The sequence below is a fragment of the Gluconobacter frateurii genome (assembly GCF_002723955.1).
GTDB lineage: Bacteria > Pseudomonadota > Alphaproteobacteria > Acetobacterales > Acetobacteraceae > Gluconobacter > Gluconobacter frateurii.
In genome coordinates this window covers 363851-381311 of the sequence record NZ_BEWN01000004.1, presented here as the reverse complement: position 1 = coordinate 381311, position 17461 = coordinate 363851, and the positions used below count along the sequence as shown (strand labels likewise).

Sequence of the window (17461 nt, the reverse complement as noted above, 5' to 3'; positions counted from 1 at the left end):
CATCGACGAACTTGTCCCGGCACGTCTGCGTGGGCGTGTGGACCTTATGGTCAATGGAACATTCTGGGCCGGTGCAGCGCTCGGTGCAGTGGGATCTATTGCTCTTCTGAACAACCACATCCTTCCGGTCTCCATAGCCTGGAGGGTATCCTTCGCCATCGGAGCCATGCTTGGCATTGTCATCCTTTTTCTGCGGGCTTTTGTTCCTGAAAGCCCGCGCTGGCTGATGACACATGGGCGTGTTCAGGAGGCAGAAGCAATCGTTTCCAGAATGGAAGCCCACTCTCCAGAGCTGGAAAGCAATAGCGCACTTCCTAAAGTCCTGATCTATCCGGCAGGTGTTTTCATGCCGTTGGATATGATTCGGATCATGCTTCAGGATTATCGGGGCAGAACGTTTTATGTCCTCGTTCTAATGATCGCGCAGGCGTTTCTCTATAATGCAGTTTTCTTTACTTACGGCATGGTTCTGACGAACTACCTAGCCGTCCCGACCGGACATGTCGGCTGGTATATCCTGCCTCTGGCACTTGGAAATCTTCTCGGACCGTTCCTGCTGGCCCGCTGGTTTGATACAATCGGGCGCCGTCGCATGATTGGAACCAGCTACGCAATTTCGGGGCTACTCATGATCGTCGTTGCCTGGACCATGCATGCGCATATGCTGACCGCACTTACTCAAACCCTGGGCTGGAGCGCAGTGTTCTTTTTCGCCTCAGCCGCCGCGTCTTCTGCCTACCTGACAGCCAGCGAGCTTTTCCCGCTTGAAATGCGCGCTTTCGCCATCGCTGTTTTCTATGCCTTGGGAACGCTCTTTGGGGGAGCCGCGGCACCAGTTCTCTTTGGATATCTGATCGAGACGGGTAGCCTTGATTCCGTCGTCGGAGGATATGCTTTTGCTGCAGTCCTCATGCTCGGCGCGAGTATCGTTGCATGGATCTTCGGCGTCGACGCAGAGAACAAGTCCCTTGAAGAGGTGGCTCCGCCATTGTCGAGCTTTCGGCAAAACTGACAACAACAGGCAATCACCACCCTCCGGACGGGCTGTTCAGAGACGAATTACCCAGCCCGTTTCCCATCCCGGAACCTGCGCCAAAGCCAGAGCTCATCGACATCGATCCGTGCACCTTTCCGTTTTTTGGAAAACCCGAGGAATCTTGGGAGCCGGAATTATCGCCTTTTACTGGGCGCAGAAGATCCGCCCGAGTGTCTGCTCGCTTGTGTTCCGCACAGGCAGACAGGCCCAGCAAGGCCAACAGCATCAAACCGTAAGAACGCACCCTGTATTCCTCCATGCAAAAACAATGTGCCCAGCCTTGAGAAAGTCTGACCAAGGACCTGTTTTTATCAGAATGAATGATGTGCTTTAACGGCTCAGGCGCTCGGCGAGACGCTTTGCCGCCTTTCGAAACGCTTCATAAAAATCAGCATCAACGGAAATTTCGCCACCGGAAAACCCGATGAAGCCGTCAATCATGCCGTTCTGGTAAAGACCTTCGGAGTGAGCCAGCATCCCATCCGGGTCTTCCATACTACCCGAAGCAGGCGCTCCATCTTCGGTACGTGCCCGAAGAGGTTCACGCCATGCACCCTTCCAATAAGCCTCAACCTTTTCGGGGTAGAGCCGGCCGTCCACAGTATAACCTTCCATGGGCTTGCCCAGTCCGTGCATGTAACCGATTTCCACGGCCGTCCCAGGGTCCATGTCTGCCGATCGACGGAAAGGATCTACGCAGAACAACCCGGCATCGCACTGATCCATCAGTTCACGATCTGCCCGGACGAATGCCAGAATGGTCTCGCGCCCTGGGGGCATCAGCTTCGCCTCGGCCTGCCCGTCGAAGGGAGCAACGCCTTCAAGCCCGACATCTGCACAAATGGCCTTAAGGCGCTCGAAAAGCGCCAGCGCATTCGGCCGAAAGACCAGATCGCCAGCCAGATAAACGGAAGGAAGTTTTGCCTGCATGAGACCGGCCATTACCATGCCAGCGTCCCAGGCAAAACACCTTCTTTCAAACCTGAGTTTCGCGTTCAGGCATTCTGAATATCGCGCAATGCCGGATAGATACGGCGATAACGGTTATAGGCCTGTTTATAGGCACCCTGTAGTTCAGGATCTGGATCGGTAGCAGAAATCCGCTCAGGCGCCGTGCACACGCTCTCCACGCTTTCGCCTGTTGCGGCAATTCGGGCCAAACGTGCGGCACCGAAAGCGCCCCCATGCTCTCCGTGAGCAAGACTGTGCAACCGCAATCCAAGAACCGAAGCGAGAATGGAAATCCAGAACGGGCTACGTGACCCACCGCCAATCACATCTGCCTCGGTAAAGAAGGAACCAGAAGCGTTCAGTCCTTCCAGCGCGTCCCGGAAGGAAAACGCCACACCTTCAAGAACGGCCTGCGTCAATTCTGCGCGGCTTGTATCGTGCGACAATCCGATAAATCCGCCCCGGATTGTTCCATCATTGTGAGGTGTTCTTTCACCTGACAGATAGGGCGCAAAAAGAGCTGACGAAGGACGGGCAGGGCGCTCTGGCAATTCGGCCAGAAGTTCACGCTCCGTCACATCACACACTTTCGCCCACCATGCGAGGGACGCCGCAGCCGAAAGCGTGACCCCCATCTGATGCCAGGTTTTCGGTACAGCATGACAGAATGCATGAATGGCGGACTGATGTTCAGCCCTGAATTCATTCGTCGTCACCCACACAACGCCAGACGTGCCTAGGGAAATGAAGGCATCACCGTTACGAATAGCCCCCAGACCCACCGCTCCGGCGGCGTTGTCTCCAGCACTTCCGGCAAAAACGGGTGAAGATGCCATTCCCCAGCGGCTTGTCAGGTCTTTGCTCAGATACCCGGCGGCGGCCGTGCCCTCACAGAGCGTCGGCATGTTGGCCAATGTCAGGCCGGTCGCCTTCAAGGCTTCAGGCGACCACGCGCGCTTGGCAACATCCAGCCAGAGTGTGCCGGATGCGTCGGACATATCCTCGATCATTTCACCAGTCATCCGATAGCGCAGCCACGCTTTCGGGAGCAGCACATGCCTGATCCGTGCAAAGATTTCAGGCTCATGTCGTGCCACCCAAATAAGCTTTGGAGCGGTAAAGCCCGGCATTGCAATATTGCCCGTTACCTCACGACTGAGCGGAAAACGTTCTTCAAAAAGGGCGCATTCAGCCTCCGAACGCGTGTCATTCCAAAGAATGCAGGGACGCAGAACATGCCCGGACGTATCCACCAGAACCGCGCCATGCTGCTGGCCAGAGAGACCAATGCCGCGGATTGCCGCGACAGCATTTGGATGTTGACCATGCAAAACATCAATGGCGCGGCAGGTTGCTTTCCACCAGTCTTCCGGATCCTGCTCACTCCATCCCGCATGCGGTCGGCTAACCGTGAGGCTCTCCGTGTGGGACGCGACTTCCTGCTGGTTTTCATCCACTAGCAGCGCCTTGATTCCGGATGTCCCGACGTCAATTCCCAGAAACATGCAATTGTCCAAACTCAGCTTCAAAAGCATCACCTTAGGGCACACTTCTGCCCAGCGCTCACCGCAATTTTAAGTGACCGTACAAGGCTCCCGAACACCATAAAAAAGCCATCAGGAAATCTCCTGCGCCTGACGCGCATACAGCCGGTCTTCAGCAAAATTGGCTAGCGTATCCAGAAGGCCCGCCATATCGCTCTGTACCTGCTGGAAACCACGCGATGGCTGCAGCGTCGCAGCGTTCAGATAACGTGAGCGACAGATCTCCAGCTGAAGGGCATGAATCCCTTCCGCTGGATGGCCATAATGGCTGGTGATGTACCCTCCTGAGTAAGGAACATTCCTGCGAACCTCATATCCAAGTTGAAGCAGGTAATGTTCCACAGTCTCAGTGAGATCCGGAGCGCAGGATTTCCCATGCACATCTCCAACAACCATGTCGCACGCCCGCGCCTGGGGCAGGCGAGGCATGGAATGTGCTTCCAACAGGATCACAGTACCGAACTGTTTTCTCAGCCCGTCCAAAAGCTTGGTCAGAGCCTCATGATAGGGAAGCCATCCCAATTGTAATCGCCGCTGAACTTCTTCCAGAGGAAGGCAGTGAGTATAGATCGGGCGGCCTTGGGAGGCACAGCGCGGAATAACACCAAAGCCTGCTCTGACTTTCGCACTTTGTACTAACCCTTCGTTCGAAAGAGCAGGGCGAAACATACCTGGATCCAGTTCCCGGCAATCCCTGTTCACGTCACACCAGACGCGTGGAAACTCTGTTGTAAGCAACGTGCCTCCCATTTCAGGAGCGTACTCAAACAGCCGATCCACAAACCTGTCTTCCGTCTGCTGAAGTTCTCTTAAAGACAGCCGGGTCGCCTCCAGAAAATCAGGACAATATTTTTCTCCGGAATGAGGAGAAGAAACCACGATCGGAACGGCGGTTTTCTGAGGTTTTTTAATGATAACAGCAGGATAGGGGGAAAGGGTCGTCATAACCTCAGTGCATTTTTTTCATTTTTGGGGGTTGTCACCCCGAACTGATACAGCTAAACACCGCCTCACCGGATCGGGGGCGCATAGCTCAGCGGTAGAGCACTACCTTGACATGGTAGGGGTCACAGGTTCAATCCCTGTTGCGCCCACCACCCGATCCGGTCAGAATTTCCCTAAAAAATCGTAGTAAATCAATCGACTTCGCCCTTGCGTATCATCGGTCGTCGCTGTGAGCAGGCTGCCGCTAAGTGTCGTTTTCGACCGAATAGAGTCGCAATGCACCGGTAAAATCCGTGCAAAATCCGTGCAGAAATTGAGGTCAGGCCGAATCGCTTTTCACGTGCACGGGATTCGATGGACGCCATAGGATTTCTCTGCTGCGGCGACTTAGATGGGAAGGCCGCGCCAGCCCATGAATGACGGGGATATACAGATCCTGGCGGAAAAGATTGCGGACCATCTCATGAAGAACAATCTCTGGCCGCACTAAGGGCTAGGACCGCCTTCTCATTCATCGACCGATATGGGGATGTATGGGGCTTAGGGCGGTAGGCTAATCCCGCGTGATCTCATCCCATACGATCTGAGCCACGAGCACCGCGACGATCAACACGAAGGCGATGAAGCTGGCGACGGTCAGATCACGAAGCATGGCGCGTCTCCACAAACGGATGAACCGCCCTCGCCATCACACCCGTACGTGAGCAACCGGACATGCGCGGCCAGAGCATCCCGATCCGAGACAATCCGAACTGTCACGTCATGTCGCTGTTCGATCAAATCGCCCGCGTATCCGACAGTCCGACCCATCTTTGCATCCGGAAGCGCAGATAGCGGCACAAACTGAACCCGCAGCGAAAGCGATTGGCCATGCGTTGGGATGCGTCTGCTCGGAGACCGAACACCGGTGAGGTCAAGGACGTGGAGACCGAGGGCGTCGTGGTTGTCTGCGCACTATCACGACTCGACTTGAGAAGATTGTCAGCGCCAGAAGTCAGTGAAATAAGTTTTCTAATTAATATCGAATAATTTTTTCAAAAAACTTGCTTCTATTTGGATATTATTTTTCAAGAGAATCCCAAAATTTCTTTTGGCTTTTGGATTCGGAAATAACATATGTCGTTGCTGCGATTATGATTACAATCGCTGCGAATCCGATTAGGAATAATTGCATAGGGAAGATCCTTTCGAATGGATGTTAACACATATAAGGCGTTAAGTTTCTACTTAGGCATTGCAGTGATTCTAATGCCCGTAGCTGTTTACGTTATTCAGCTTGTGGGCGAGCGTGTTAAAAATGAAGAAAAAAGGGCTATAATCAACTCTATCCCCGGAGGCCTTCAACCACAGCAGCAAAGAAAAATAAAAATCTTAGATGATAGATCTAAAAGGTTGTCATTTCTTAATGCAGCTTTTCTTGGGATTACACTAATTTCTGGCCTTCTTTTGTTTCATTCGAGCAACGAAGTGCAAGATAAGCTCGAAGAAAAATTAAATAATATAAGTGGTAGGCAAATTTCTTCTGAGAAAAAAGAAGATGATTTTGAAAAATTTACGAACAATAGATTTGATTATATATCAAAAAGAATTAAAGGAAATTCACAGAGAATTCTAACGGAATCTCAAAAGGACGCTTTTAAGACATTGGAGTCACTTTCCAATAAGCAAATTTGCTTGGTACAGGTTGGCGGCGACAATGAAACTTCAGAATTTTTTAAAAATATTGATGATTCCATAAGTTCATTTGATGCTAATATTCATAGAATATCCATGGGCAGATGGACTACATTCGACGTCTCTGGAAATCAGATGAGTACTGATGAACATAACCAGATTCAGGTTTATGATCCTGAGGGAGAATCCGGAAGTTTTTACAAAGCAATTAAAGAAACCGGGTTGCCAACCAATCTAATTGGCTCTCTTCCCTTATCATGTAAGGACGCATCGTACGGACTAGTAATTGGAAAAAATACCTAAACCTAATTATTGATTTAAAGAATTCTATGTTTATACTTGACTAGTAATTATCTGCATCAAAAAGGATATTGTCTCATATTCTATCTCTAAATATCTGGGGCGGTATCTCTTAGTTGACGCAATCACGTCCCAAATAATCTTAGCCACCGGAATCACGACGATCAGCACGAAGGCGATGAGGCCCCCGACAGCAACGTCATGGATCATGGTGAATGCCCACGAACGGGTGGATGACAGTCGAGCAGCCGCCGCCGTCATACCCGGACGTGAGCAGACGGACATGTGCGGCCAGAGCATCCCGATCCGAGACAATCCGATCTATCACGTCCTGTCGCTGTTTGATCAGATCACCCGCGTATCCTATCGCCCGGCCCATCACGGCGTCTGGCAGCGCGGATAGCGGGACGAACTGAACTGGCAAAGACCGCGCCTGGGCGTGGGTACGAGACGCATCGGCCTGCAAACCAAAAACTGGGGTAAGACTTGAGGCTGACGCAGACACGGAGAACGAACCGGACTGCGTGAACGAGCCTGTCAGATTCATCGTGACGGGTCCGGCAATCATCGAAACCACCGGGTCTGCAGTCTTCTGCGCACATTGGAGCGCACGAACGTTGGCATCAAACGCACTCATATGTGCTGCCGACCAGCCCTGGACATCCGAGACACTGACGACACCCGCCTTTGTCAGGTCAGACTGAACACCAGCGATGGCCGCGCTGATCGTGGTCGGTGCGTTCGTGGCTGATCGTGGTCGGTGCGTTCGTGCCAGCCGAGCAGGCAGAGAAGGAGGCGCTTCACGCCGCCCTCACTTCCGCCAGGAGCGAATCGAATTCTTCCCCATTCGGGGAAAAACCTCTGATGCCCAGCCAGTTCTGGCGAGACAGGAGCCCGTAAGCCTCATCCGCGATAGCCTCGAACGTGGACCAAGGCATAAATGTGCGAGCGCCCCAGGTGTTGAAAAACACACCGTCTGGATTGTAGCCAGTTAGTGCGATGGCGTGACCTCCCTTAGGGGACTTGTCGGCTTCGGCCAGCTTGTCCAGATCCCATGTCTCGCCCAAGCCGAGAGACAGAAAGCCGCCCGGAACCTGTACGCCAGCCAGTACGCCGCCGAGGAAGGCGATGCCGCGCTTGATACTCTGCTCGTCCGTGGGTTGAATAATGCCATATCCAGTCAGATAGTCGCGTGTTTGACCAGGCCGAACAAATCCATTCTTACGCCAGTCGTTCAACTGATCGAGCAGGATGGTACCGTCATCGTTCGTGCCGGTGGCTGGATCGAAGCCAGTGACAGCGCCGTAGTTCTCCAGAACCTGATCGGTCGAGAGAAGCACGAGACCCTGCGCGGCCTTTGTCCACGTTGCGACATGGGCGGCCTGAGCTGCGAAGGCGCAACATCCGAAGCGGTCATTACCCCACATCTGATAGGGTACGCCTGCCGACCAGTCGCACGAATAGGGAATGACCGGCAGCGCAGTCGCTAGTGCAGGGGCCAACTTGTACGTGCGCGGATCGTGCTTCGGGGCGCGTTTACCGAGGCGATACGTCATGATTTTACCTTGGGAGCAGGAATTGAAATTGCCGGTTTCTGCTGCCTGGTTCGGTTCTGCAGACAGATGGCGTCTGTACGGCTGATCGCCATGTTCTCGACGCGGCCGGCCAGATACAGATCGTTCAGGAGTTGCTCGCCAGTTACCAGGCGCTTGGACGTGGAGAAGACCCCAGCCGTAGCGAGCGCGTCATAGACCAGCTCAAAGCAGTAAACGTGACCGGGGCGCTGCATCGACTGGATCCGGAACGCCCAACCAGCCATAGCGAGAACATCATAGGACGTACCCAGCATCGACTTGCAGTAAGCAAGCGCCTTTGCTGCTTCATCATCGGACAGCCGAACCGTGAAAGCGTGGCCAGTACGAGGTGGCATTCCGAAGTCAGGATCAGCAGGGCCTACGCCAACGATGTGCGGGACAGTCGCACTGTAGATCATGCCGTCCAGTTCAATCGTGGCGTGGCTGTAATAGGACTCCAGGCGCCAGCAAATCAGGCGCCCGGCCAGATCGGCCGGACGGTAGAGACGAACAAGCGCTGTCACCGAATGGACCTCACAATAAAATAGGTAGCCAACAGAAAGGCCGACGCCGCAAAAGTGGGGATGCCCCACGCCAGAAGGCCATCCCAGCCAGACAGTTCCAGCGGGGGCATCCCGTCGATCACAGGGTCACACGTAGGACGCGGAGGGCCTGCGCTTCTGTCATTGGGGCCTCGGAGATCGACACGATCCCAAGCAGGCCTTCAAACACAGACAGAACCGTCTTGAGAGCAGACAGAGCGGTGTTGGCGTCGGAGAGCGCGCTACTGGAAACGGTTGCACTGGCTCCCGTGACCGCTGCCGACAGATCGGCCGCGACCGTCTGGAGATCAGCCAGCACGGAATTGATGGCGCTTTTCATCGTGCTGTCGTCGTAGCTGACCGTCACACTGGAACCGGTCGCAGACGCAAAGGCCGTGAGGGCAGAAGACAGAGCGACGGAAGCCGTTTCGATGACAGCCATAGCAGGAGCGCCGATGGCAGAGGCGACAGCGGCAATAGACAGCACCGTCGATACGGCGTTGATGCCAGCCTGACCGTAGGCCTTCACCTTGGCGACGTTGACCGTGATGGTCGTAACATTCCCGGATGTGCTGACCGTGCAGGCGCCAAGAGCGCCAATGGCAGATCCGGCCGCAAGCACTTTCAGAAAACCGCGGCGGGAGGCGATCTTATCGCCGAAAAAGCCTTCCTTACGCATTGGCGGAAACCTCCGGCGTCGCCGAGCTGTCATTAGATGCGACAACCGGTGTTTCAATCGCCGTCACGGTGTCGGTGATACCCGCAAAGGCCTTGGCAAGGCCTGCATCAATCGCGGTGAGGTTGAGAGAGGGATCAAGACGCGGAACCAACGTCTGAACCAGCAGGGACATGGCCGTGCCCGCGATAGCCAGATCGGCCTTCACGGCATCGCTTTCGTGCTTGCCCGCAATGGTAGAAACCAGCGTGTTAAGAGCGGTCAGGGAGTTCAGATCAGCCACAATGGCCTCCAATAAAAAAGGCACCTCAATGGGTGCCTGTGAAAGGTTCGGTCTAACGGACGCGCCGTCTCCTTCGGGATGCAGTCACGTATCCGGCTTGTGCTTGGTCAGAACATCAATGCCGTGATCGGTCAGGAGCGCCTTGGCTTTTTCCTTATCCTCGTACGGCACCATGACGCCCGTTCTGCCGCACTGGATGCGATTGGCGGCGTTAAGGAGATTAGCCGCGCCCCAGGTGACTGCGACATAGAAGACTTTCTTCAGCGCATAGCGTGAAGCCCCAGGCTTTGGTGGCTTGAGAAATACCGCAATGCAGTTGCACAGCCCCGAAAGAGCCAGCAACACAAGCACGGCATAAGCGATATCCTTTGCTGGCAGCATTGCTACCAACATGGTCAGCGGGTCCATGTTTTGGTGTCCCTTGGGAGAGTATCCGGCTTAGCCAGCGCCGAGCGCACGCACCAAGCAGGAAATCAGGTCAAGCCGCGATTGCGGCTTTGAAATCGGGGATGTTGCCGAGGGCGTTGGCCGCACCGAGGGGGGAGTTAAAAACTCGTTTGTGATACTGTGCCATTCCAGCGGCATCGGACGCATCCGGAAGCGATGCGCTATCCCGATAGTATTTGATCCGCGCCATTGCGCAGGCATAGCGCAGGTTGTGGATCATGATATCCGCCGTCGGTGCAGATACTCCCGCAATCTGCTGCATCTTGGTCGCCAGCCTGGATTGTGCCGGGAACCGCAGAAAATTGGTCCAGCAGTCATCGTGCGTTGCGGGCTCCATCTGCCACAGGCCAAGAGCCGGGCCGCCGATCTGCCGCAGATACGTCGCATCACTCTCCGCCAGCGCCGTGCCAGTCAGGAGATTGACGGCTGCCTCTCCGCCCAGTCCGAGGTAGTTCAGCGTTGGCCGGACGATCTCGTTTTTGAGCTGCGTGACGTTAAGACCGCTCATCCCAAATGCCCCTTCAGGTACGCGGCCAGCGCCACGAGCACGATCAGCAGATAGGGCCCAAGCGTGTTTGCCGCCCAGACAGTCAGTCGAAGCGCCTGGTCTTTTGCAGACCGGTCATCGTTCGCTGTCTTCAGCATCGTTTTCAGATCGCTCATGCCACTCACGACCGGAACAAGCTGCGCCTTCACGTCCTGCAGGTCTTTTCGCAGCGACTGCACTTCGGTGCGCATTTCCTGCCGGAACTCGTCATGCCGGTCTGAGAGCATTTCGTGTGCTGTCTCAACCTTCAAAACGCGGTCTTCAAGCAGGCGAATAGGATCGGCCGAAGCGGATTCCTTAATTTCGGGCATCCGCCCCTCCAATAAAAAACCGCCCCGGAGGGCGGCTGTGTCAGTCAGATTGTTGGTCGGGTCAGTTGGCGAGTGTGCCGTTTTGGCCGTCCGTCCATTTGGATGCGGACGCATGCCAGTATGCGGCGACGCCAGTGATCCCGTTCAGCTTGCAGTCAGAGCACCAGACCTGAGTTCCGTCTGATGCAACCGAAGCGGGCAGGGCGGACAGGGTATATGTTGCCGCTTTGAAGCCACCGCCTGTATTGGGTGCGCCCTGAACAGCGATGAAGTTTCCTGAGTTGTCAGCAGTCCAGTAGGTAGTCCCTGCGGCAGACTGGACCGCATAGGATTTGCCAGACGGGATCGTAGAGCCTTGCTCGAACAGTGCGCTGTTCACAACGTCGAGGGAGGCTAGCTTGGCTGCTCCGCCCGTTCCGAACGCCCCGTCCACGAAATATGTACCGGGTAGGCCGTTTTTATTTTCAACAACCTGATGCGCGATTGGGCCGACAGTTGTTGTCGCGTCAGCCAAATACTGGAAGGCGAGAAGAGAGCCAGTGCCATCCAGAAGCCCGAACGATTTTCCAAGTTCGACCTGAAGGTTCCCGGTCGTATTGATATTCTGGTCAACCACCAGAGAGCCTGCAATGTGGAGTGCCTGAGCACCCTGCGCACCGGAATACGCAGTGGAGGTTCCGCTTTGAGGGTTGAAGGCGATATTCACCTGATAGTTGGCGTCTGAATATTCATACGCGGCGTTCGACCCATTTGGGTCAACCGTATAGAGCGCGGACCCGTTTCCTGTGAGAATATCCCCACCAGAGATAAACTTACCGTGCGAATCAACGTAGGCGCAGGAATTATACCCACACAACCCAATACCGTTGGGATACGCCTTCGGGTTCATGGCAATATGTTCCTGGATTGTCCCGACAGACCCGCGCAGGCCGCCAACAGAAACGCCGTAGTTGACTGTTTCGTTTTGGTAGTCAGTTCCACTTCCGTCCGATGCAAAACGGTCCATCCACCAGAACGGCAGAAGTGTGTTGTCCGTATCAACGTCAGAACACAGCGCGTAAAGCGTGTATGTCCCGCCCGTTCCGGGGAAAGTCAGCGTTTGCGCCGATGGAAGGAGATACTGTTTGGTCGTTATCGTCGTATCAGCGGGGAGGCCGCCTCCTTCGCCGCCAAGCGCAGTCGGTAGGATTGGCCCTGAAGCAAGGATAACACCCGCGCCGATCGTAACGGTCAGAGCCGTTGAACTCAGCGTCGGAGAAAAGCCCCACGCAGCAGCTGTGCGGCCATACAGAGCATCGCCTAGACCCCCCAGGCTAAGAGCTGCCAGCTTTTGAGCAAGGAGCAGGTCTGTGTCCTGCGGGATCTGGCCCGGATAAACGATATGAGTATCCACTAAAGAATATCTCCACCAAAATCAGATTTCAGGACTGTCGGATCAATGTTTCTGATCCAGGCGACAACACCAGCTGCCTTGGTCTGCACGACTGATTTACGGACGATTGGCAGGACGTCAGCCGTGACGGCAGTCTCAAGAAAGAACTGCCCCGGGCGTCCCGAGTATCGCAGCGCTGATGCGCCGTATCCGCCTAGTCCACGAGTGGCCCCCGCAGGCAGGAGTGCGCCGCAGTCCGCAGCGTTCCAGCACTCGACGATCTGGCTCTGAGTAGCTCCAGCGGCGGTCAATGCCGCAGAAAGGGCCGAGCGCGTGTTTTTCTTGGCAATTAATGCGGCTTCGATGCGCGCCAGATAGGAGGCATCTGCCTCACCACTTGTTCGCGGAAACTGGCCGACGCCGAATAAATCGTTGGCAGCCAGATCTAAAACGGAGCCTGTCGACGTGCTCAGGCGGGTAGAGGATCGAACCTGCTGAAGGAGCGTCCACGCCCCGGCAAGAGCGCTGCCAAAACCTGACAGGATGCCGACAAGAACCGGGGCCTGCTCAGTCGAGCCTGTTGCGACTGGGTCAGGAAACCACCCGCGCGGCAGCAATCCCCGCAGCCTACGAACGAAATCGCTTTGATCGCCCGTACTCACGAGGTTGCACTCACTGTGACCGAGATCGTCCCCGGGCGGATTGTGGTTTTCTGTGCAGCAGCGATGTCAGACTGCGCCCCGTTAAGCAGGACGTTCGTCACGCCGTTCACCGTCACGCCAGCGCTCGTGTAGGCCAGATAGGAGAGGCGGGAATATTCATAGCCAGCACCCACGGCGCGGGCCGTGATGTCAGCGGAAATCGCGGTTGAAACAGCCGTCGTGACAGCAGAGACGTCCGTACCCACAGGCACGAGAACCGTCAGCGAGACATTTGCAATCACATCGGTCGGGGCCTGAACCGCGTACTGAACACCAAGGGCTTTCACATCAGAGATTGCGTCGTAAATACTGCTCAGAAGAGCGTCAGACGGCGTGCCGGAGCCATCGTCTGCTACGACGGTGAAATATCCTGGCGTGAACGTGTTATCTGGCGTGTAGCCGTCAATCAGTTCCTGCGTCAGGCCGTTCTGCACACCAGCAACGGCGTTCTGAACGGATGCCCGATTAGCTGTCGCTTTCGCAGCAAGCCAAACCGGAAAGCGAGCGCGCAGTTCCGCGTCCGTTTCCTGATCAGCCCCATTCGTCAGCGCTGCACCATTCGTGACCGTATCAATGCCGGAAACGCTGGTGCCCAACAGGCAGATTGCGCCGACAGACACGTTTCCAGAAGAGCCAGCCGTTACCGCCTGAACCGGAACAGTGATCGAGGACGTCCCAACCGGCCGAACGTAGCCGCCTGAAGCGTCAGACCACGTTGAGACGGAGCTATCCTGCACAACAGCGTAGGACACGCCCGCAACCGTCCGGACCAGAACGCCTGGCACAACAACAGCCGAGGACTGAGACGGCGTAAAACTCGTCAAGGTGACCGAACCGGTCGCAGCCGTCCCCGGAAGCCTCGTCATGCCGTAATCAGCAACGAAACTGTCGGCATCAGACCCGGAAGACGTCGCCAGTCGCGTAACCAGAAGGATCTGGATGGCCTGATACTGGAGCCACAAAGCAACGCCGGAAACGCTCTCCAGAAGTGCCCGCCCAGGCGTTCCGACAGACAGATCCAGCAGCGAGGCGCACGATGCCTGTGCAGCAGCCACAGCCGTACTGACGGTCGTTGAAAACGATCGGAGATTTAGGGACATGCATGCGCCAGAAACAGAAAAGGCGCCCCGAAGAGCGCCTTGTTGCCGCAAAAAGGGCAATGATAGATTAGAACTACGCCGTCTGTGTCACAAGTACAAGCGAAATCAGGCCGAGAAGGAGAGCCCCTGGACAGTCTTTGTCTGCTTGTCCACGTACTGGATAACGCACAGATACTGCCCAGACCCTTGATCCGTGATCGTGACCGTCGGGGCCTGAGACTGATCGACCGCGCTCTCCTGCTGCAACTGGGCAAGAATGACTGCCTGAATATCGCTTTCCTCCATTGGAGAGCCGATGCGAGCGGGGAGCCCGACACCATAGTCGAGGTGCCAGGGGTAATCGCCCGCATTCGTGCACAGTCGCCTTAGTATCGCCTGCCGCGCCTCTTCGGCAGTGCCGACGACTGCGAGGCCGCCCGCGCTATTCAGCACCAAGTCTCCGCCAATAATGTGAGAAATAGCACTCATCCTACGGGGCCTCCTGTGTTGCCACCATCATTGCCATTGGTGTGGACGTGGCCGTTGAGGGAGTGCTCGCCAGTCTTCACATCCGCATCGCCAGTCACAGTCTTATCTGTCGTGATATTGCCACCAGTGACCGCAAAACCAGACGAGGTGAGGGATGCTGTGCAGTCACCCGCCTTCCAGGTCAGGCCATCGGCGGTCACGGTTTCGGCAGTCTCGCCAACGCCCGAATAAATGGCATCCTTTGTGATATGCCACCACGACGCCTGACTATCTGCAGCGCCATCTGTCTGGATCCCCAGGGCAGGCGGCTGGCCACATCCGGTCCGGATTAACAGTTCACCCGGCTGCGCGGGCTTGCCCGTCGCGGGAGATACAGGCGGCATGACAACGGCGTCGAACTGAGCAGCGACAACGGCCAGATGTTCAGCATCACCTTCCATCGCCAAGAGCGTGACGTGCTCGTTCACGTCCGGAACGCGACAAATCCGGATAGACCCAGCTGCAATAGTCGATACTGGCAGCCAGCCGCTCTCAGTATTATCTGGCTGAACCAGCACCTTAACCGCGTGGTTAACCGGATCGACGGCAGTGACAATGCCATGACAGGGCTTGCCGACCCGCGCCACGGCAGCCTCAGCCTCGCGGCGAGCTTCATTCAGTGCTGTCACTGTTTCCTCCGTTCGAGGCTTCACGGTTCCGCAGTGTCACGTCCTGCAGGAACGATCCATCAGCACCGTAAGTGCTGGACACGGCATCAACCGCGTACGCGTCGTCACCCGTCAGATCCCAGGTGCTACCCGTGCCTGAGAACCGCATGAAATGGCGCGGTTCGAGCGTAATCCGGCCGGGGATATTGAGAGAGACAGTCCGGTCATGCGCGATGATCTGCCGATAGATCGCCTCAGCCTTGCGCTCAATCTGTTCCTGACGAAGCCCCGGAAACCGATAGCTGTAGAGCGTGCCAGCGTTCTCAGCGAGCGTTCGAGAATGACCGTCTGCCGAGAAGTACGTTTCAGCCCGCGTCCGCTGCCGGCTGTCCCACGACATGACATGTACGACCACATTCTTGCTCGTGAGGAAGTCCCGTTCCAGCGTCAGGCTTAGCGCGCCGGCTTGAATGGCTGACGTCGGCCCTGGATCGCTGTAGTGAAACGCATGAATATGCGCCCCGCTGTCAGACGGCGACCCGACCGGCTTGCACACAATCGTCTCGCCCTCGGCGTACAGATCACACCCAAACTCGTCTGCAATATACCGCGCCAGATCAAAGGCTGTCTGGAATTTGTGATGGGTAGCAGCCGACGACCGCTTGTGCTCCAACTGCCAGAACTGCCCGGTCATGCCAGAGGACAACGTCACATCGGACAACAACCCTGCGGCAGACGCCACAGCCTTGATGACTTCCGGCCCCGTCTTGTTCATCCACGCTTCACGCACCCGAAGATCGAGCAGTTTCGCCAGCATATCCCGACACTCGACCTCAACGCGCGTCTGGGTAGGAGACCACCGCACCCGATCAGCGAGACCGGAAAACACCGTCTTCCACGTCGCATTCGTGACAGTCTCATCCCGCAACTGAAGCGTGACCTTTACGTCAGGCGGCAATGCCCCATCAGCCGTGACAGGATCGAACCACTTCTTCCCGGCAGCATTCAGCTTCGCCCGATCCACCGCAAGCGTCAGGTCAGCCGTATCGGCCCGCGAATACCGCGTCCGGCTCCAGCTAGCCTGCTCAACGCGCGTCTCCGGATGCTCAACGCCATTCACCAGCAACTTCGCCCGGATCGACCGGACAGGACCGCTGGAACGATGCCCAACAGCTGTGATCGTACTCTCGCTCAAGACGCAGCCTCCGGCAGGCCTGTCGTCAGGGACGGATCAACGCCCGGAATGACAAGCGGAACCGGCCCTGTTAGCCAAGACAGATCAGGATCACTCAACCCGTTCGCCTGAGCAATGCGCCACCACTGTGTGCTGTCAGCAAGTTCGCGGCCCGCAACGTGATACAACGAGACGTCGCCAGCCGTGACTGTGATTGTCTTGCTCATTGTCCTGAAATCGCCTGTGCATTTTTGAGCGCCACACTGGCCGACTGGCTGGCTTCGAGCGCGCCGACTTGGATCCGAGAATTTGCAGCGATGGCAAGCAGGGAAGCCGCATTGCTTGTGCCAAGGTTCTCGATATTGGCATCAGCCTGCTCAACAGTGGAACTCAACTGGCCAACCGTTGATTGCAAGCCTGTAATCGTGCCGGAAAGCGCGGTCGGCAGGTTCGCCAGATTTTCACCCGTCGTCGCCATGCCCGATACGCTTGTCAGAGCATCCTGAGCCTTCGCCAGCGGACCACCAACGCCGATCATGTTCGCAATCGGCGTGATCTGCCCGATGACGTTCTGAGCTGTGCTCGTGATGCTGGATGCCACCGATGACACATCTGCAATCGTACTTGTGACAGTGCTGAGCGCGCCCGTGACGCCGGAGCCGACGAGAGAGGAAAGGGCAGAGGTTCCAGATGCCGTGGTCGAAGCGTTGGACGGAATGACCTCAAGCTCCAACTCGTACTGAATGACAGCGCCCTTTTGGGCGTAGGTGTACGCGTAGGACCGGATCAGGACCTGCCAGTTTCCACCAGCAGCGGAGAACGTGACGGCCTTGGCAGCAAGACGCATCGTATCAACAGACCGCGCACGGGGCAGCGCGTTGGTACCCTGAAAGCGCCCGGTCAGCGAAAGCCGGTAGGGGTCGTTTCCGCCGTTGTCGATAATCTTGTCGCCACCCGGAAGCCTGTGGATGACAAGAACCTGTTCGCCACCCGACCTTAAGGCGTCTGGAACCTCCGGGCCGCTGAGCGTCATGCTCCCCAGCTTGACGGTAGTGTTCGTGCCTGCGCCGGAAACGTAATTGAGTGCCGTTTCTATGTTGAGAAGTGTGCCGCTCATGCCGCCTCCGATAAGGGCAGAATCGTATTATTGAACAGTGTCCTGTACAAGA

The 17461-nt window shown here is 56.2% G+C and carries 22 protein-coding genes and 1 tRNA gene; 3 read left to right on the top strand and 20 right to left on the bottom strand.

Going from position 1 to position 17461, the window contains the following annotated elements; genetic code table 11:
* Window positions 1–1012, top strand: a 1012-nt coding sequence (locus tag GFR01_RS12740) for an MFS transporter (protein ID WP_099182760.1), incomplete at its 5' end; no start/stop codon positions are given.
* 354 nt (window positions 1013–1366) lie between these two features.
* On the opposite strand, the gene GFR01_RS12730 is transcribed toward GFR01_RS12740, so the two are convergent.
* The 3 genes from GFR01_RS12730 to GFR01_RS12720 all read right to left on the bottom strand — a co-directional run bounded on the left by GFR01_RS12730 (window position 1367) and on the right by GFR01_RS12720 (window position 4476).
* Window positions 1367–1966, bottom strand: coding sequence for a nucleoside 2-deoxyribosyltransferase (locus GFR01_RS12730; protein WP_099182786.1), 600 nt, complete (start codon window positions 1964–1966; stop codon window positions 1367–1369).
* Between the two features lie 65 nt (window positions 1967–2031).
* Entirely contained in the window at window positions 2032–3492 is a 1461-nt protein-coding gene (xylB, locus tag GFR01_RS12725; RefSeq protein WP_099182785.1) for a xylulokinase, read from the bottom strand.
* 111 nt (window positions 3493–3603) lie between these two features.
* Window positions 3604–4476: an N-formylglutamate amidohydrolase gene (locus tag GFR01_RS12720; protein WP_099182758.1), complete on the bottom strand. Its 873-nt coding sequence runs from the start codon at window positions 4474–4476 to the stop codon at window positions 3604–3606.
* A gap of 77 nt (window positions 4477–4553) precedes the next feature.
* On the opposite strand from GFR01_RS12720, the gene GFR01_RS12715 reads away from it, so the two are divergent.
* Window positions 4554–4628: transfer RNA gene (locus tag GFR01_RS12715), tRNA-Val, on the top strand.
* Between the two features lie 484 nt (window positions 4629–5112).
* Here the strand turns inward: GFR01_RS12715 and GFR01_RS15795 are convergent.
* Entirely contained in the window at window positions 5113–5286 is a 174-nt protein-coding gene (locus GFR01_RS15795) for a hypothetical protein (protein ID WP_167384265.1), read from the bottom strand.
* 381 nt (window positions 5287–5667) lie between these two features.
* Between GFR01_RS15795 and GFR01_RS12710 the strand changes: the two genes are divergently transcribed.
* Window positions 5668–6453 carry a hypothetical protein gene (locus tag GFR01_RS12710; RefSeq protein ID WP_099182757.1) on the top strand — a complete coding sequence of 262 codons (786 nt, stop codon included), beginning with the start codon at window positions 5668–5670 and terminating at the stop codon, window positions 6451–6453.
* Between the two features lie 196 nt (window positions 6454–6649).
* On the opposite strand, the gene GFR01_RS12705 is transcribed toward GFR01_RS12710, so the two are convergent.
* The 16 genes from GFR01_RS12705 to GFR01_RS12630 all read right to left on the bottom strand — a co-directional run bounded on the left by GFR01_RS12705 (window position 6650) and on the right by GFR01_RS12630 (window position 17409).
* Window positions 6650–7087 carry a hypothetical protein gene (locus tag GFR01_RS12705; protein ID WP_099182756.1) on the bottom strand — a complete coding sequence of 146 codons (438 nt, stop codon included), beginning with the start codon at window positions 7085–7087 and terminating at the stop codon, window positions 6650–6652.
* Between the two features lie 163 nt (window positions 7088–7250).
* Window positions 7251–8006 (bottom strand): C1 family peptidase, encoded by a 756-nt coding sequence (locus GFR01_RS12700; protein ID WP_174694713.1) that lies wholly within the window; start codon window positions 8004–8006, stop codon window positions 7251–7253.
* On the bottom strand, window positions 8003–8548 hold the full coding sequence (locus tag GFR01_RS12695; RefSeq protein WP_099182754.1) for a hypothetical protein: 546 nt from the start codon (window positions 8546–8548) through the stop codon (window positions 8003–8005). The genes GFR01_RS12700 and GFR01_RS12695 overlap by 4 nt, the downstream gene beginning before the upstream one ends.
* Window positions 8549–8666: 118 nt before the next feature.
* The gene (locus GFR01_RS12690) at window positions 8667–9245 is read right to left on the bottom strand and encodes a twin-arginine translocation signal domain-containing protein (protein ID WP_099182753.1); all 579 of its coding nucleotides are present in this window, start codon (window positions 9243–9245) and stop codon (window positions 8667–8669) included.
* Window positions 9238–9525 (bottom strand): hypothetical protein, encoded by a 288-nt coding sequence (locus tag GFR01_RS12685; RefSeq protein ID WP_099182784.1) that lies wholly within the window; start codon window positions 9523–9525, stop codon window positions 9238–9240. The genes GFR01_RS12690 and GFR01_RS12685 overlap by 8 nt, the downstream gene beginning before the upstream one ends.
* Window positions 9526–9609: 84 nt before the next feature.
* Window positions 9610–9933, bottom strand: coding sequence for a hypothetical protein (locus GFR01_RS12680; RefSeq protein WP_099182752.1), 324 nt, complete (start codon window positions 9931–9933; stop codon window positions 9610–9612).
* A gap of 70 nt (window positions 9934–10003) precedes the next feature.
* Complete coding sequence (locus tag GFR01_RS12675; protein ID WP_099182751.1) at window positions 10004–10480, bottom strand: hypothetical protein; 477 nt, start codon at window positions 10478–10480, stop codon at window positions 10004–10006.
* A complete protein-coding gene (locus tag GFR01_RS12670; RefSeq protein WP_099182750.1) occupies window positions 10477–10830 on the bottom strand; it encodes a hypothetical protein in 354 nt (117 codons plus the stop codon). Before GFR01_RS12670 ends, GFR01_RS12675 begins: the two co-directional genes overlap by 4 nt.
* Before the next feature lie 61 nt (window positions 10831–10891).
* Window positions 10892–12223 carry a hypothetical protein gene (locus GFR01_RS12665; RefSeq protein WP_099182749.1) on the bottom strand — a complete coding sequence of 444 codons (1332 nt, stop codon included), beginning with the start codon at window positions 12221–12223 and terminating at the stop codon, window positions 10892–10894.
* Window positions 12223–12864, bottom strand: coding sequence for a hypothetical protein (locus tag GFR01_RS12660; protein WP_099182748.1), 642 nt, complete (start codon window positions 12862–12864; stop codon window positions 12223–12225). Before GFR01_RS12660 ends, GFR01_RS12665 begins: the two co-directional genes overlap by 1 nt.
* Window positions 12861–14003 (bottom strand): baseplate J/gp47 family protein, encoded by a 1143-nt coding sequence (locus GFR01_RS12655; protein ID WP_099182747.1) that lies wholly within the window; start codon window positions 14001–14003, stop codon window positions 12861–12863. Before GFR01_RS12655 ends, GFR01_RS12660 begins: the two co-directional genes overlap by 4 nt.
* A 105-nt stretch (window positions 14004–14108) precedes the next feature.
* Complete coding sequence (locus tag GFR01_RS12650) at window positions 14109–14471, bottom strand: phage tail protein (protein ID WP_099182746.1); 363 nt, start codon at window positions 14469–14471, stop codon at window positions 14109–14111.
* The gene (locus tag GFR01_RS12645) at window positions 14468–15139 is read right to left on the bottom strand and encodes a phage baseplate assembly protein V (protein WP_244902287.1); all 672 of its coding nucleotides are present in this window, start codon (window positions 15137–15139) and stop codon (window positions 14468–14470) included. The genes GFR01_RS12650 and GFR01_RS12645 overlap by 4 nt, the downstream gene beginning before the upstream one ends.
* Entirely contained in the window at window positions 15123–16313 is a 1191-nt protein-coding gene (locus GFR01_RS12640; RefSeq protein WP_244902286.1) for a hypothetical protein, read from the bottom strand. The genes GFR01_RS12645 and GFR01_RS12640 overlap by 17 nt, the downstream gene beginning before the upstream one ends.
* Window positions 16310–16519, bottom strand: coding sequence for an immunoglobulin domain-containing family protein (locus GFR01_RS12635; protein WP_099182745.1), 210 nt, complete (start codon window positions 16517–16519; stop codon window positions 16310–16312). The genes GFR01_RS12640 and GFR01_RS12635 overlap by 4 nt, the downstream gene beginning before the upstream one ends.
* Window positions 16516–17409, bottom strand: a complete 894-nt coding sequence (locus GFR01_RS12630) for a hypothetical protein (protein WP_099182744.1) — start codon at window positions 17407–17409, stop codon at window positions 16516–16518. Before GFR01_RS12630 ends, GFR01_RS12635 begins: the two co-directional genes overlap by 4 nt.
* Window positions 17410–17461 lie beyond the last annotated feature (52 nt).